Origin of the sequence: Pseudoxanthomonas daejeonensis, assembly GCF_022637495.1 — a bacterium.
Lineage (GTDB): Bacteria > Pseudomonadota > Gammaproteobacteria > Xanthomonadales > Xanthomonadaceae > Pseudoxanthomonas > Pseudoxanthomonas daejeonensis.
Genome location: NZ_CP093331.1, coordinates 2,170,255 through 2,184,748 on the forward strand (window position 1 = coordinate 2,170,255; position 14,494 = coordinate 2,184,748).

A 14,494-nucleotide genomic window follows, 5' to 3' on the forward strand; every position below is an offset into this window, starting at 1 on the left:
CGGAGTCCGACCCGGCAGACCGGCGCTACAGCGTCGGGTGCGTCTGCGCGTCGCCATGGCCCTGCGCCAGGGTCCAGCCGGCGATTTCACTGGAGACAGCGGCCAGCGCCCGGCCGAACGCGTCGGTGACCGTGGCCACGTCGTTGGTCGCCGCCGCTTCCTCGCGCAGGAAGGTGCGGCGCGCGACGATGCGCTGGTCGCGGTTGTTGAGCAGGGTCGCGCTGATCTCGATGGTGGCGACCGGCAGCGCGCCGCCGCGGTAGTCCGATTCGAAGCGGCGTACGTCCATCGCCAGCCGGTAGTCCGAGCGCATGCCCGTGGCCACCCGGCCGACGCCGGCGATCTTGCCGGAGTCTTCCAGCACGCGCAGGACGACGGCTTCGATCATGTCGGTCGGCGGCTGCGCCCAGGACGATCCGCGGTACACCTGCAACTCGCCCGGGACCGGGCGCACGGCGATGCGCGGGCTGTCGATCAGGCGTGTGGCGCTGGGCTTGGCGATCGCCAGCTGCCAGTCCACCTGGGGCCAGGACGGATCGGACTGGGCGACGGCCTGCGGCGAATAGATCGTGACCGGGTCGCGCGGCTTGCCGCCCAGGATCGAGCAGCCGGCGAGCATCGCCATGATCGGCAGCAACGCCAGCACGCGCAGCGGCGCGGGGAACGCACGGGGCTTCATTGCGGTTCGTACTCCTTGGGTGCGTCGCGGCCGAGCAGGTAGCGGGACGGGTTGTTCTCCAGCCGGTCGCTGATCTGGCGCAGGTCGCGGATCAGGCCGCGCAGTTCGGTCAGGGTCGGGCCGAGCTGGGCCAGGCCGTCGTTGGCGAAGCTGTTGATGGCCGCGCGGTTCTCGCTGAGGATGCCGTCCGCATTGCCGGCGGCCGAATCCAGCCGGGCCAGGGTGGAATCGAGTTTCTCGATCAGGCCGGGCAGTTCGCGCACCAGGTTCTGGTCCACCCGCTGCACGGTCGCGTTGGTGGTCTGCAGGGTCGCGTCGAGGCTGCGCGCGGCATCGCGCGCGCTGACCAGCAGCGCCTCCATGCCCTGGTCCTTCGCGGCCAGGGTGCCGCTGATCCGCTCCAGGTTCTCCAGGGTGGTGGAGATGTGGGCCACGTTCTGGTCGCTGAGCACCTGGTCCAGGCGCTCGACGATGCGGTTGGCGGTGTCGGTGATGTTCTGCAGCGCCGATGGCGTGGTCTGGATCACCGGCGGATCGCGCTGGTCGACCGCGGTCAGCATCGGCGCGCCGGGGGTGCCGCCGGAGAGCTGGATGATCGACGGTCCGGTCAGGCTGGTGATCGCCATCTTGGCGCGGGTGTCGGACTTGACCGGGGTGCTGGCGTCGGCGCGGATGATCGCGATCACCCGGCGCGGATCCTGCGGATCCAGCGACAGCTTCTCGATCGAACCGACTGAGATGCCGTTGTACTGGACGGGGCTGCCCACCGACAGGCCGGTGACCGCCTCGTCGAACACGATCATGTAGCGCTGCCAGCTGCGCTCGGACGAATACTTGGCGGCCCACAGGCCGAACAGCAGCAGCGCGATCGACACCACCAGGGTGAAGGCGCCGATCAGCACGTAGTTGGCGCGTGTTTCCATGGTCAGTCCGACTCCGTGGCGATGGCCGGGTCATGGCCGGCACTGGCACGGCGCGCGGCGCGGGCGCGCGGGCCGTGGAAATATTCCTGCACCCAGGGGTGGTCGAAACGCTCGACCTCCGCCAGGGGCGCGTTGACCACCACCTTGCGGTCGGCGATCACGGCCACGCGGTCGCAGATAGCGTACAGGGTGTCGAGATCGTGCGTGATGAGGAACACGGTCAGCCCCATCGCCCGCTGCAAGGTCAGCAGCAGGTGGTCGAAGGCGGCCGCGCCGATCGGATCCAGGCCGGCGGTCGGTTCGTCCAGGAACAGCAAAGGCGGGTCCAGTGACAGGGCGCGGGCCAAGCCTGCGCGCTTGCGCATGCCACCGGACAGCTGCGAGGGCAGCTTGTCGAGCGCATCCGCCGGCAGGCCGGCGAGCTTCACCTTGAGCAAAGCCAGTTCGTAGCGCCAGCTTTCGGGCAGTTCCGGATGGTGCTCCTTGAGGGGCACCTGCACGTTCTCGCCCACGCTCAGCGAAGAGAACAGGGCGCCGTCCTGGAACAGCACGCCGGTGTTGCGCTCGATGCGCAGGCGGGTGGCCGGCTCGTCCGACAGCGCATCCTCGCCCAGTACCTCGATGCGACCCTCCGCGGGCCGCTGCAGGCCCAGGATGCTGCGCATCAGCACCGACTTGCCGGTACCCGATCCGCCGACCACGCCGAGGATCTCGCCGCGGCGCACGTCGAGGTCCAGCCCCTCGTGCACGGTCTGGCTGCCGAAGCGGTTGGCCAGCCCGCGCACGGAAATCGCGATGTCGCGGTCCGGGTCGGCCATCTCACCAGTCCATGTGCATGAACCACAACGCGGCGATCGCGTCGAGGATGATCACCAGCGAGATGGTCTGCACCACGCTGGAGGTCGTGCGTTCGCCGACCGACTGCGCCGTGCCTTCCACGCGCAAGCCCTCCAGGCAGCCGATCAGGCCGATGACCAGGGCGAATACCGGCGCCTTGGACATGCCGACCAGGAAGTGCCGGACCTCGACGGTCTCGTGCATTCGCGACAGGTACATCTGCGGTGGGATGTCCAGGTCGAACGCGCCTACGGTCACGCCGCCGGCGAGGCCGGCCATCATCGCGATGAAGGTCAGCAGCGGCAGCATCACCAGCAGGGCGAGCACGCGCGGGATCACCAGCAGGTCGACCGGGTCCAGGCCCAGGGTGCGGATCGCATCGATCTCCTCGCGGCTCTTCATCGCGCCGATCTGGGCGGTGAACGCCGAGGCGGTGCGGCCGGCCAGGACGATCGCCGTGAGCAGCACCGCGAACTCGCGCAGGAAGGCGATGCCGACCAGCTCGACCACGTAGATCTCAGCGCCGAAGTCGCGCAGGATCGTCGAGCCCAGGAAGGCGATCACCGCGCCGACCAGGTACGACAGCAGCGCCACCAGCGGCACCGCGTCCAGGCCGACCTGTTCCATGTGCGCTACGGTGGCGGTCAGCCGGAAGCGGCGCGGCTCGCGCGCCATGCGCAGCATCTTGCTCAGGTTCTCGCCGGTGAACCCGACCAGTTCCACCACCGAGCGGGTGATGGTCTCCGTCGCCCGGCCAAGGCGCTCCAGCGCAGCGGCGAAGCCGTAGTCGCGCCGCCGCCGCGGCCGGTCGTCGGCCACGTCCTCGATGACCTGGACCAGGGCCGCATGCCCATCGCTGAAAAGCAGGTGCTCGCTGTCCAGGCCGCGCCGCTGTGCGAAGCGCATCAGCTGCATCACGCCCGCCGAATCCAGGCGCTCGATCGCCGAGGCATCCACCGAGGTGGTCGCCTCGGGCACGCCGCGCAACTGGTCGGAAATGAGCAACGCATGGGCCAGCGTCCATTGGCCGGTCAGGATGATCCTGCCGGGTCCGGACTGTGCCTGCTGCCAGCGGGGATGGGATCCGTTCTCTTCGGTCATGGGTGTTTTCCGAGCCGGGAGCATACCCGGAAGGAGCGTGCACGTGCCGTGGCGCCGCCCGGTCGGCGTGGGCCGCCCGCGGGGCGCTGGAGACCCGCTGTTAACCAGGCGACGTTCGCCGGGCGATACTAGGCCGATGGATGCCGTCGCCCGCCCCACCGCCAGTTATGCGCAGCGCATCGCGTTCGTCTCGGAGATGGCGGCGCGCCTGCATCGCTATGGGACGACCGCACAGCGGCTGGAGGCGACGATCACCGCGCTGTCGCATCGGCTGGACCTGGAGTGCGAGGCCTGGTCCAACCCGACCGGCCTGATCCTGAGCTTCAACGAGCCGGGCAAGCCGATGGGCAGCAGCGACACGACCCGGGTGATCCGCCTGCCGCCGGGCGAGAACGACCTGCACAAGCTCAGCGAGGCCGACCGGATCGCCGAGGCGGTGGCCATGGGCCAGATGAGCATCGCCCAGGGGCATACCGCGCTGCGCACCCTGGACCGCCCGCCCAAGACGCGCACCCGGGTGATGCAGGTGCTGGCGTTCGGCCTGGCCGCCGCCGCGGTCGCCGGGCTGTGGCGCCTGCCGTGGCTGGACATCGCCACCGCGGCGGTCACCGGCCTGCTGATCGGCCTGCTGGACCAGTTCACCAGTTCGCGACCGGCGCTGAAGGAAGCCTCGGATGCGCTGGCGGCGCTGACCGCCGGTGCGGCGATCACCCTGGTCGCGGCGCTGATCGGTCCGCTCAACCTCAATTCGGTGGTAATCGCCTCCCTGGTGGTGCTGCTGCCCGGCATGGCGATCACCAACGCGATGAACGAGCTGAGCAGCCAGCACTGGGTGTCGGGCACGGTCCGCTTCGCCGGCGCGCTGACCACGGTGATCAAGCTGACCGTGGGCGCGATCATCGCGGTCCAGCTGCTCGATATCCTCGGCGTGCAGCCGCAGGTGCGTGCCTGGCGGCCGCAGCCGGACTGGGTGGTGTGGGTGGCGATGGTGCTGGCCGCGTTCGCCTTCGCGGTCCTGTTCAAGGCCAGCCGGCGCGACTACCCGTGGGTCATGGGCGCCGCCATCGCCGGCTACCTGATCGCGATCAACGCCGGGGCGGCCTGGGGCAGCCCGGCCGGCATCTTCGTTTCGGCGCTGGTGCTGACCGCGGCGGGCAATGCATTCGGGCGCTGGATGCAGCGGCCGGGCGCGGTGATCCGCCTGCCCGGCATCATCATGCTGGTGCCCGGCAGTGCCAGCCTGCGGGGGCTGCTCACCCTGGTCCAGCAACAGGACGTGGACGCCGGCCAGAGCGCGCTGCTGGGCGTGACCAATATCGTCATGGCGCTGGTGGCGGGGCTGCTGTTCGGCAACCTGCTGATGCCGGCACGCAAGAACCTGTAGCCGTGGCGGCAGCGCCAGTCCGTGCGCGGACGGGTGCCCGGAATGAAAACGCCGGCGTTGGCCGGCGTCTTCCCAGTTACTTGGCGGATTTCTTGACCACGCGCTTCTTGGTGGCCGGCTTCGATTTTGCCGGTGTCAGGCGCGCCACGCCGGGAATCACGAATTCGCCCAGGTCGCGGCCCTTGGCGGTATAGGCCGCCAGCCAGCGCGGCTGCTTGCCGCGACCGGTCCAGGTTTCCTTGGGATTCTGTGGATTCCGGTACTTCGGTGCGACCTTGCCCAGCTTGCGGCCGCGCGCGGGCGAGGCCGCCTTGCGTGGCGTGGCGCTGGGGCTGATGCCGCCACCATCGCCGCCGAACAGCTCCTCGATGGTGTAGCCCTCGGCCTTTGCCAGTTTGGTGAGCTTGCCGCGGACCTGGGCGATCGGCGCACGCTTGGCCAGCGCTGCCTGGCGCTTCTGGGCCGTGGTGATCAGGGTGCCGAGTTCGCGCGGCGAAAGCGTACTGAGGTCGATCGACATCGAATTCTCCGTCTCGAATCTGGGGATGCGCTGTGTGCGCCATTGGCACGGGCGCGGTCAGGATAAGGCACGCGCTTTATCGGCGGCAAATGAAAGTCGCGTGAAACCATGGAAAAACGGCCCGATTATCCGCAGATAATCGGGCCGTAATGGCTCGCTATTGTCCCGCGCGCGATCAATTGCCGCGCAGCTTGTCCATCAGTCGTGCGCGATCGAGCGATTCGGCCTCGCTGGCGTTGCGTGCGCGGTATTCGAACGTGCCGGCGGCCAGGCCGCGTTCCGACACCACCACGCGGTGCGGGATGCCGATGAGTTCGATGTCGGCGAACATCGCGCCGGGACGCAGGCCGCGGTCGTCGAGCACCGCATCCAGGCCGGCGTCGATCAGATCGGACAGCAATGCCTCGGCGGCGGCATCGACCGAGGCATCCTTCTTCGGATTGATCACGCACACTGCGACGGTCCACGGCGCCATCGGCACCGGCCAGATGATGCCGGCCTCGTCATGGTTCTGCTCGATCGCCGCGGCCACGATCCGCGAGACGCCGATGCCGTAGCAGCCCATCGCTGGCACCGCGGCCTTGCCGTTCTCGTCGAGCACGGTGAACTTCATGGCTTCCGAATACTTGCGGCCGAGCTGGAACACGTGCCCGACCTCGATGCCGCGCGCGAGTTTGATCTCGCCGCCGTCGGCCGCGCGATCGCCGGCCATCACGTTGCGGATGTCCGCGACCACGTCCGGTTCCGGCAGGTCGCGCGCCCAGTTCACCCCGGCGATGTGGAAGCCGGCCTCGTTCGCGCCGACGACGAAGTCGGCCATCGACGCGACCTCGCGGTCGGCAACGACACGGATCGCCCTGCGCGGCGCGACCGGACCCAGGAACCCCGGCTCGCTGCCCAGGTGCTCGGCGATCTCCGCTTCGGTGGCGGGGCGGTAGTCGGCCAGGCCCTGCACCTTGCCCAGCTTGATCTCGTTGACCATGTGGTCGCCGCGGACCAGCGCCAGGACGAAGCCGTCCGCACCCATGATCGCGACCGACTTGACCGTGCGCTGCAGCGCGATACCCAACAGCGCGGCGACGTCCTCGCAGGTTTTCTGCACCGGCGTCTCGACCTTGCGCAGGGCTTCGGACGCGGCCGGGCGCGGTGCCGGATCGGCAGCCTGCGCGGCCTCGACGTTGGCTGCGTAGTCCGAGCCGGTGGAGAACGCCAGTGCGTCCTCGCCCGATTCGGCCAGCACGTGGAACTCCTGCGAAGCGTCGCCGCCGATCGCGCCGGAGTCGGCCTGCACCGCGCGGAACTGCAGCCCCAGGCGGGTGAAGACGCGGGTGTAGGCCGCCTTCATGTTCTCGTACTCGCGGGCCAGGTCGGCATCGCTGGCGTGGAACGAGTAGGCGTCCTTCATCAGGAACTCGCGCGCGCGCATCACCCCGAAGCGCGGGCGGATCTCGTCGCGGAACTTGGTCTGGACCTGGTAGAAGTTGACCGGCAGCTGCTTGTAGCTGGACAGCTCCTGGCGGGCGAAGTCGGTGATCGCTTCCTCGGCGGTGGGGCTGTAGCAGTACCCGGCTTCCTTGCGGTCGCGGATCTTCAGCAGCTGGGCGCCGAACTTCTCCCAGCGGCCGGTCTCCTCCCACAGGTCCTGCGGCTGGATGGTCGGCAGCTGCAGTTCGATCGCGCCGGCGCGGTCCATCTCCTGGCGCACGACCGCCTCGACCTTGCGCAGCACGCGCAGGCCCAGCGGCGACCAGGTGTACAGGCCGGCGGCGAGCTTGCGGATCATGCCGGCGCGCAGCATCAGCCGGTGGCTGACCAGTTCGGCGTCGGCCGGGGTTTCCTTGGTGGTGTGCAGGTGGAAGCGGGACAGGCGCATCGCGGGTGGGGTCTTGGCGGGGAACGCGACATTCTGCCAGCACCGGGCGGGCCCTGCCTCGCCGACACCCCTCCGGCGTGGCTACTGGCCGTGCACGCGGATGCCCGACGCCGGTTCGCGGGCGATGCGTTCGAAGGGGCGTCCCTTCGGTGGCGTGTCCGTGATCTGCAGGCTGCCGGCGTCGTCGCGCCAGCGGTAAAGGGGGCGCTGGGCGTCTTCGGCGTTGGCGGCGGCCGCCTGTTCGGCGCGCTGGCGGGCTTCGGGTGAACGCTGCGGGGCCTGGTCGCGGGCCAGCCACCAGGCCAGGCCGCCACCCAGGACCAGGCCGGCCACGATTGCCCAGGCCGCGCGCATGCTCAGCCGGCGGGCGGGCAGTAGGCCTTGGCGGCGGCCTCCGCCAGCGCGGTCTGCGCGGCGCGGTCTTCGTCGCTCAGGGCGGTATCGGGTTTGCCGTCTCCATCGGTATCGCGCATCACCGGGGCGCCGCTTCCCAGCAGTTGCAGGTTCTGCCTGGCGGTACCGCACTGGGGGTCGACGGTGGGCGTGGGGGTCGTCGATGCGGATACCCCCGTCTCGCCCCGGGTATCGATCCGGCGGGTGTCGTACTTGGTGCCCGGCGGCGGCTTGTCCGCGGAGTGGGTCACGCCCTTGGCGTCCTTCCACTGGTAGACATTGGTCGCCGGGGCGCCGAAGCACAGGCCCGCGGCAAGGAGCAGCAGGCAGGAGCGGGACGGGAAGCGCATCGGAGGGTCTCCAGCGGGTCGGGATGGGCGGTGCGCCGATTCCAGCACCCGGCCGCCGGGCTGGCAAGTCGCGCGGTCACGGTTCGCAGGGGGCCGGCCGGCCCGTACACTGGCACCCATGGACCTCGATCGCCCACCGCCGCGCTCGCGCGGGATCTACCTGCTGCCCAACCTGTTCACGACCTGCGGCCTGTTCGCGGGCTTCTACGCGATCATCGCGGCGGCCAACAGCCAGTTCACCGCGGCGGCCATCGCCGTGTTCGTGGCCGGGATCATGGACGGCATCGACGGCCGGGTCGCCCGCCTCACCGGCACCAGCAGCGACTTCGGCGTGCAGTACGACTCGCTGGCCGACCTGGTCAGCTTCGGCCTGGCCCCGGCGCTGGTGATGTACCACTGGTCGCTGTCGGCGCTGAAATTCGACGGCGGGACGCTCGGACGGGTCGGCTGGGCAGTGGCTTTCCTGTACGCGGCCTGCGCGGCGTTGCGCCTGGCCCGCTTCAACACCCAGGTTGGCATCGTCGACAAGCGCTGGTTCGTGGGGCTGGCCAGCCCCGCCGCGGCCGGCCTGATGATGTCCTTCGTCTGGGCCTTCGCCGACGGGGAGCTGGGCTGGAGCGGCGAGGAGCTGCGCTACGTGGCCCTCGGCGTGACCCTGTGCGCCGGCCTGCTGATGGTCAGCCGGATCCGCTATTGGAGCTTCAAGGGCAGCGGCGAAGGGGGGGCGCGCGCCGACCGCGTCCCGTTCGCGGTGCTGCTGGTGGTGCCGGTGGTGATCGCGATGGTGGTCATCGACCCGCCACGGGTGCTGCTGGCGGTGGGCGTGATCTATGCATTGTCCGGTCCGCTGCTCGCCCTGTGGCAGCGCACGAGGCGGCGTTCGGAGCCGGCGTGAACGGCGAGGCCTCACCCTGGAGCCCGGAGCAGCGTCGCTGGTTGCAGGCGCTGGGCCATGTCGTGCTGCGCCCGCGCGCGGCCGGGGAGGAAGAGCACGATCTTGAACCGGTGGCCCGGCAGGCGGGTACGCAAGCGCCCGCGCCACGCTCCACGCCGGCCCGGCTCCCCGCGGCACCGGTCGACGCTGCGCCTGTCGTGAAGCGCGCGCCGCAGGCGCCGGTCGCGCCTGTCGTGGAGCTGGAAACCCCGGAAGCCGCGTCGCCCCGTGCCGTGGCGCGGCGTCCGGCGCGCCTGCCTGATCGCCTGCAGCTGGCCATGCTGCGCGCGTCCGGCCTGGACCCGGCCGATCCCGCGGCGCAGGCGGCGATGGCGCAGTGGCCGATGGACCACCTGCGCGGTGACGCCGCGGCCAAGCGCGCGTTCTGGCCGCAGCTGCGCGCACTGCGGAAACGGCCATGAGCGTGGCCGCGTATCGCGACCTGTCGCCCTCGTGGCGGTTGCGCGGCCTGCGCGAGGGCGACCTTGATGCGGTGATGGCGATCGAGAAGCGCGCCTATCCGTACCCGTGGACCCGCGGCATCTTCCGTGACTGCCTGCTGGCCGGCTATCCGGCGCTGCTGGCGCTCGAGGACGACCGGCCCGCCGGTTACGGGGTGATGAGCATCGCCGCCGACGAAGCGCACCTGCTCAACCTGTGCACCACGCCGGAGCGGCAGTCGCGTGGCCTCGGCCGCCACCTGCTGCGCGCGCTGCTGCGCACCGCGCGCGATCGCGGCGCACGGCGGATCTTCCTGGAAGTCCGGCCCTCCAATCCGCCGGCGATCGCGCTGTACCACAGCGAGGGTTTCAACGAGATCGGTCGCCGACCGCGCTACTACCCCGCGGCCCAGGGGCGCGAGGACGCGCTGGTGATGGCACTGGAGCTGGTCGACGGCGACGTGGAGAAGATGCCGCCGTTGTAGGCACGTGCTTTGCGCGCCCCGGCGTCCGGCCGCCAACGTGACGCGTCGTCCGTTCCGCTCAGAACGCCGGGTCGCGCCAGGCGATTTTCCCGTCGACCAGGGTCAGCAGGCTGCTCGTGCCGGGCAGTGCCTGTGCCGGCACCGCATCGTCCAGCACGTCCTGCGACAGCACGGCCAGGTCGGCGAGATGGCCGGGGGCGATCTTGCCCTTCTCCGTCTCGCTGAACTCGGCGAACGCGCTGCCGGCGGTGTAGGCACGCAGCGCCTGCTCGCGGGTCAGCGCCTGGTCCGGGCGCGAAGCCGGCGCGATGGCGAACATCATGTTCAACCACGGGCTCGGCGGCCCATCGCTGCCCAGTGCCAACGGGATGCCGGCCGTGAGCACGTCCGCCAGCGGCTGCAGGTCGTGCGAATCGATGTACGCGGCTTCGGGCGGGGGGAGCATGAAGTGCGAGGGGTTCTGCACCAGCACGATGCCGAACTCGCCGGCGCGCGCCATCAGGTCCGGTGCCAGCCCCTCGCCATGCTCGATGCGCGGGCGCAACGCGCGCCAGGCAGCTGCGGGGGCGGTGGCACGCATCGCATCGAGCACGGCGGCCAGCGTCGCGTCGCCCGACACGTGCAGCAGCGGCTGGTCGTCGCGGGCGAAGGTCTCCCGCAACAGCGCTTCGATTCCGGCCTGGTCGAAGTTGAGCTGGCCGTGGCCGCCGTCCGGATAGGCGGCGCGCATCGCCGCGCCGCGCTCCATCGGCGTGCCGTCGAGGATCCACTTGGTGCCGGAGACGAGGATCGACGGCCGCGCCGGGTCGCGCGCCGGCAGATCGAGGTGATCCGGTGGCTGGCCCGGCGCGCGCGCGAGCGGGGTGCGGATCGCACGCAGGCGCAGCGGCGTGCCGGTGTCCTTCCAGGCGGCGATGAAGTCCGGCAGCGGAGTGCCGATGGCCATGTTCTGGACGCTGGTGACGCCGAGCCTGAGCAGGGCGTCGCTGTCGCGCGCGATCACTCTGCGCAGGCGCTCGGGCCGCGCCGGCAGGCCGGCACGCGGGGACCATTGCGCGTATTCGTACACGCGGCCATCAAATGCGCCGGATGCATCCCGGCCCAGCCAGCCGCCGGCAGGCACGTCCTCGAGCGACAGCCCCAGCGCCTTCTGCGCGGCGCTGTTGACCAGCATGCCGTGGCCGGTCCAGCCGGTGAGCAGGAGCGGGCGGGTCGGTTGCAGCGCGTCGAGTTGCGCGCGCCGCATCGCCGGGTCGTGGAGTACCTCCATGCCGATGTCGGCGGTGATCCACCCATCGCCGGTTTTCGGCAGCGCCGCGATCGCTTCGCGCACCTGGGCGCTGCCGGCGTCGCGCGGCAGTTCGATGTCCACCGACGGCAGGCCCAGGGTGATGTGGGTATGCGCATCGTTGATCCCAGGCACCACGCGGTGGCCCTTGAGGTCGATGCGCTGGGTGTCTTTCGACGCCAGTTCCAGGATCGCCGCATCGGTGCCGGTCGCGACGATGCGGCCGGCGTCGATGGCGATCGCGGTTGCGGCGGGCCGCCCGGGATCGCCGGTCCAGACCTTGCCGTTGTGCAGGATGGTGTCGACCGCGGCGGCGTCCGCCGCGGCGAAGGCCAGGCAGGCGAGGGCAATGGCGCGCATGGAAGGATCCCCGGGTGATTCCGGGGAGTTATAACGCAACCGTCGCGGGTTGCCGGTCAGCCCAGCCGGGCGCGCTGCTCCTGCAGGCCGGCCAGCTGCGCGCCCCAGTCGGCCAGGCGCTGGCGCTCCTGCTCGACTACCGCGGCGGGCACCTTGTCGGTGAACTTGGCCAGCTTGGCCTCGCTCTTGTCCTTCTCGGCGGCCACGCGCGAGATTTCCTTGTCGAGGCGCGCGCGTTCGGCATCCAGGTCGACCAGGCCTTCCAGCGGCACCAGCAGTTTCAACTCGCCGACGATCGCCGTGGCCGAGGCCGGCGCGTCGGCGCCGTCCAGCCACTCGATCGCCTCAAGGCGCAGCAGGAAGCGCAACTGCGAGGCGAAGCGGCCGATACGCGCACGGTCCTGCGCGGCCCCGTCGGCCAGCAGCAGGCGCACGGCCTTGCCTGGCGATACGCCGAGCTCGCTGCGCACGCGACGCAGCGCAGAGACCATCGACTTGAACCATTCGATGTCCGCTTCGGCGGCCGCGTAGTCCTGTCCGGCGAAATCGGACGGCACCGGGTATGGCTGCAGCGAGACCGAGTTGCCGTCGATGCCCACGCGCGGCGCGACCTGGCGCCACAGTTCCTCGGTCACGAACGGCACCAGCGGATGCAGCAGGCGCAGCAGCGATTCCAGTACGTGCAGCAGGGTGTGGCGGGTACTGGCCGCCGCTTCGCCGTCATCCCCGTTGAGCGCCGGCTTGGCCAGTTCGACGAACCAGTCGCAGAACTCGTTCCAGGCGAACTCGTACAGCGCCTGCGCCAGCAGGTCGAAGCGGTAGGCGGCGAAGTGCCCCTGGGCCTGCGCGGTGACCGCCGCCAGCCGGGCGAGGATCCACTTCTCCGCATCGGTCTTCGGCTGCGGTACGCCGGTGAAGCTCGCGCCCTCTGTATTCATCAGGACGAAGCGGCTGGCGTTCCACAGCTTGTTGCAGAAGTTCTTGTAGCCCTCGGCGCGGCCGAGGTCGAACCTGATGTCGCGGCCGTGGCCGGCCAACGCGGCGATGGTGAAGCGCAGCGCGTCGGCGCCGTGGGCGATGATGCCGTCCGGGAATTCCTTGCGCGTGGCGCGCTCGATCTTCTCGGCCAGCTTGGGCTGCATCAGACCGCCGGTGCGCTTGGCGACCAGGTCTTCCAGCGCGATGCCGTCGATGATGTCCAGCGGGTCCAGCACATTACCCTTGGACTTGGACATCTTCTGGCCCTGCGCGTCGCGGATCAGGCCGGTGATGTAGACATCGCGGAACGGCACCTTCCCGGTGAAGCTGTCGGTGGCCATGATCATGCGCGCCACCCAGAAGAAGATGATGTCGAAGCCGGTGACCAGCACCGACGACGGCAGGTAGCGGTCGAAGCCGCGCTCGGCCATCGCCTGCCCATCGGGCCAGCCCATGGTCGAGAACGGCCACAGCTGCGAGGAGAACCAGGTTTCCAGCACGTCGCTGTCCTGGGTCAACGCCACGTCGGCGCCCAGGCCATTCCTTTCCCGCGCCTCGTCCTCGCTGCGGCCGACATAGCAGTTGCCTGCCGCGTCGAACCACGCCGGAATGCGATGGCCCCACCACAGCTGGCGCGAAATGCACCAGTCCTGGATGTTCTCCATCCAGTGGCGATAGGTGTTGATCCAGTTCGGCGGGACGAACTTCACCTCGCCCGATTCCACGAGGTCGAGGCCTCGCTTGGCCAGCGCGTCCATCTTTACGAACCACTGGTCGGTCAGGTACGGCTCGATCACCTGGCCGGTGCGGTCGCCGCGCGGGACCTGCAGCTTGTGCGGCTTCGTTTCCACCAGCAGGCCCAGCTCTTCAAGGTCGGCCAGCACCGCCTTGCGCGCGTCGTAACGGTCCAGGCCGCGGTACTTCTCCGGCGCGTTGTCGTTGAGCGCGGCGACCGGGGTGAACAGGTTGATCAGCGGCAGGTCGTGGCGCACGCCGACCTGGTAGTCGTTGAAGTCGTGCGCCGGGGTCACCTTGACCACGCCGGTGCCGAACGCGCGGTCGACGTAGTCGTCGCCGATCACCGGGATGCGGCGGCCGGTCAGCGGCAGCGCGACTTCCTTGCCGATCAGTGACGCGTAGCGTGCGTCGTCCGGATGGACCATCGCCGCGGTATCGCCGAGCATGGTTTCCGGGCGTGTGGTCGCCACGACCAGCCAGTCGCGGGTTTCGCGCAGGATTTCCTGCCCGTCGGCATCGACCTCGACGTGCTCGTAGGACACACCGTCGGCCAGCGGATAGCGGATCGACCAGAGGAAGCCGTCTTCCTCCACGTTCTCCACTTCCAGGTCGGAGATCGCGGTCTTCAGCACCGGATCCCAGTTGACCAGGCGCTGGCCACGGTAGATCAGGCCCTGTTCGTGCCAGCGCACGAACGCTTCGACCACCGCCGCCGACGGCTGCGGGTCCATGGTGAAGGTGCTGCGCGACCAGTCGCCCGAGGCGCCCAGCCGGCGCATCTGCCGTTCGATGATGTCGCCCGACTGCGCTTTCCAGTCCCAGACCCTGCCGACGAAGCCTTCGCGGCCGAGCGAGTCGCGGGTCTCGCCCTTGCCTTCCAGCGCCAGGTTGCGGCTGACCACCATCTCGGTGGCGATGCCGGCGTGGTCGGTACCCACCTGCCACAGGACATCGAAGCCGCGCATGCGGTGATAGCGGACCAGTGCGTCCATCAACGTGTGCTGGAAGGCATGGCCCATGTGCAGCGTGCCGGTGACATTGGGCGGCGGCAGCAGGATCGAGTACGGCTCGCCCTGGCCGCTGGGCTGGAAGCAGCCGCTGGCCTCCCATTCGGCGTACAGGCGCGATTCGAAGGACTTGGGTTCGTAGCCGGAGGGCAGGGTGGTCATGGGATCTCGATGTGGAATCGGCAGGCCGGCGGTGCCGGCCGT

14 protein-coding genes are annotated in these 14,494 nt (G+C 69.9%); 4 read left to right on the plus strand and 10 right to left on the minus strand.

The genetic code is table 11. The features are described from left to right. Positions 1 to 25: 25 nt before the first annotated feature. Genes MNQ95_RS09830 through MNQ95_RS09845 form a run of 4 tightly spaced genes read right to left on the minus strand, consistent with a single transcriptional unit; the run spans position 26 to position 3,648 of the window. Positions 26 to 679 (minus strand): ABC-type transport auxiliary lipoprotein family protein, encoded by a 654-nt coding sequence (locus tag MNQ95_RS09830; RefSeq protein WP_241952763.1) that lies wholly within the window; start codon positions 677 to 679, stop codon positions 26 to 28. Next, positions 676 to 1,602 carry an MlaD family protein gene (locus tag MNQ95_RS09835; RefSeq protein WP_162408405.1) on the minus strand — a complete coding sequence of 309 codons (927 nt, stop codon included), beginning with the start codon at positions 1,600 to 1,602 and terminating at the stop codon, positions 676 to 678. The genes MNQ95_RS09830 and MNQ95_RS09835 overlap by 4 nt, the downstream gene beginning before the upstream one ends. Positions 1,603 to 1,604: 2 nt before the next feature. Continuing rightward, positions 1,605 to 2,420 (minus strand): ABC transporter ATP-binding protein, encoded by an 816-nt coding sequence (locus MNQ95_RS09840; protein ID WP_241952764.1) that lies wholly within the window; start codon positions 2,418 to 2,420, stop codon positions 1,605 to 1,607. Between the two features lies 1 nt (position 2,421). Further along, the gene (locus MNQ95_RS09845; RefSeq protein WP_425605741.1) at positions 2,422 to 3,648 is read right to left on the minus strand and encodes an ABC transporter permease; all 1,227 of its coding nucleotides are present in this window, start codon (positions 3,646 to 3,648) and stop codon (positions 2,422 to 2,424) included. A gap of 28 nt (positions 3,649 to 3,676) precedes the next feature. Here MNQ95_RS09845 and MNQ95_RS09850 point away from each other — a divergent pair, with 28 nt between their 5' ends. Then, entirely contained in the window at positions 3,677 to 4,924 is a 1,248-nt protein-coding gene (locus tag MNQ95_RS09850; protein ID WP_241952765.1) for a threonine/serine exporter family protein, read from the plus strand. Between the two features lie 76 nt (positions 4,925 to 5,000). On the opposite strand, the gene MNQ95_RS09855 is transcribed toward MNQ95_RS09850, so the two are convergent. The 4 genes from MNQ95_RS09855 to MNQ95_RS09870 form a co-directional block, all read right to left on the minus strand. Then, positions 5,001 to 5,444, minus strand: a complete 444-nt coding sequence (locus tag MNQ95_RS09855) for an H-NS histone family protein (RefSeq protein WP_241952766.1) — start codon at positions 5,442 to 5,444, stop codon at positions 5,001 to 5,003. A 175-nt stretch (positions 5,445 to 5,619) separates the two neighbouring features. Next, entirely contained in the window at positions 5,620 to 7,317 is a 1,698-nt protein-coding gene (locus MNQ95_RS09860; protein WP_241952767.1) for a proline--tRNA ligase, read from the minus strand. Between the two features lie 81 nt (positions 7,318 to 7,398). Then, positions 7,399 to 7,671, minus strand: a complete 273-nt coding sequence (locus MNQ95_RS09865) for a DUF4124 domain-containing protein (RefSeq protein ID WP_162408399.1) — start codon at positions 7,669 to 7,671, stop codon at positions 7,399 to 7,401. Positions 7,672 to 7,673: 2 nt separating this feature from the next. Then, entirely contained in the window at positions 7,674 to 8,060 is a 387-nt protein-coding gene (locus MNQ95_RS09870; RefSeq protein WP_162408398.1) for a DUF4124 domain-containing protein, read from the minus strand. Positions 8,061 to 8,178: 118 nt separating this feature from the next. On the opposite strand from MNQ95_RS09870, the gene pssA reads away from it, so the two are divergent. Genes pssA through rimI form a run of 3 tightly spaced genes read left to right on the plus strand, consistent with a single transcriptional unit; the run spans position 8,179 to position 9,919 of the window. Continuing rightward, positions 8,179 to 8,955 (plus strand): CDP-diacylglycerol--serine O-phosphatidyltransferase, encoded by a 777-nt coding sequence (gene pssA / locus MNQ95_RS09875; RefSeq protein WP_162408397.1) that lies wholly within the window; start codon positions 8,179 to 8,181, stop codon positions 8,953 to 8,955. After that, the gene (locus tag MNQ95_RS09880) at positions 8,952 to 9,416 is read left to right on the plus strand and encodes a hypothetical protein (RefSeq protein WP_162408396.1); all 465 of its coding nucleotides are present in this window, start codon (positions 8,952 to 8,954) and stop codon (positions 9,414 to 9,416) included. Before pssA ends, MNQ95_RS09880 begins: the two co-directional genes overlap by 4 nt. Continuing rightward, a complete protein-coding gene (rimI, locus tag MNQ95_RS09885; protein ID WP_162408395.1) occupies positions 9,413 to 9,919 on the plus strand; it encodes a ribosomal protein S18-alanine N-acetyltransferase in 507 nt (168 codons plus the stop codon). The genes MNQ95_RS09880 and rimI overlap by 4 nt, the downstream gene beginning before the upstream one ends. A gap of 58 nt (positions 9,920 to 9,977) precedes the next feature. On the opposite strand, the gene MNQ95_RS09890 is transcribed toward rimI, so the two are convergent. Together MNQ95_RS09890 and MNQ95_RS09895 are read right to left on the minus strand one after the other, a co-directional pair. Then, on the minus strand, positions 9,978 to 11,567 hold the full coding sequence (locus MNQ95_RS09890; protein ID WP_241952768.1) for an amidohydrolase: 1,590 nt from the start codon (positions 11,565 to 11,567) through the stop codon (positions 9,978 to 9,980). Between the two features lie 56 nt (positions 11,568 to 11,623). After that, positions 11,624 to 14,452, minus strand: coding sequence for a valine--tRNA ligase (locus MNQ95_RS09895; RefSeq protein ID WP_241952769.1), 2,829 nt, complete (start codon positions 14,450 to 14,452; stop codon positions 11,624 to 11,626). Positions 14,453 to 14,494: the final 42 nt, after the last annotated feature.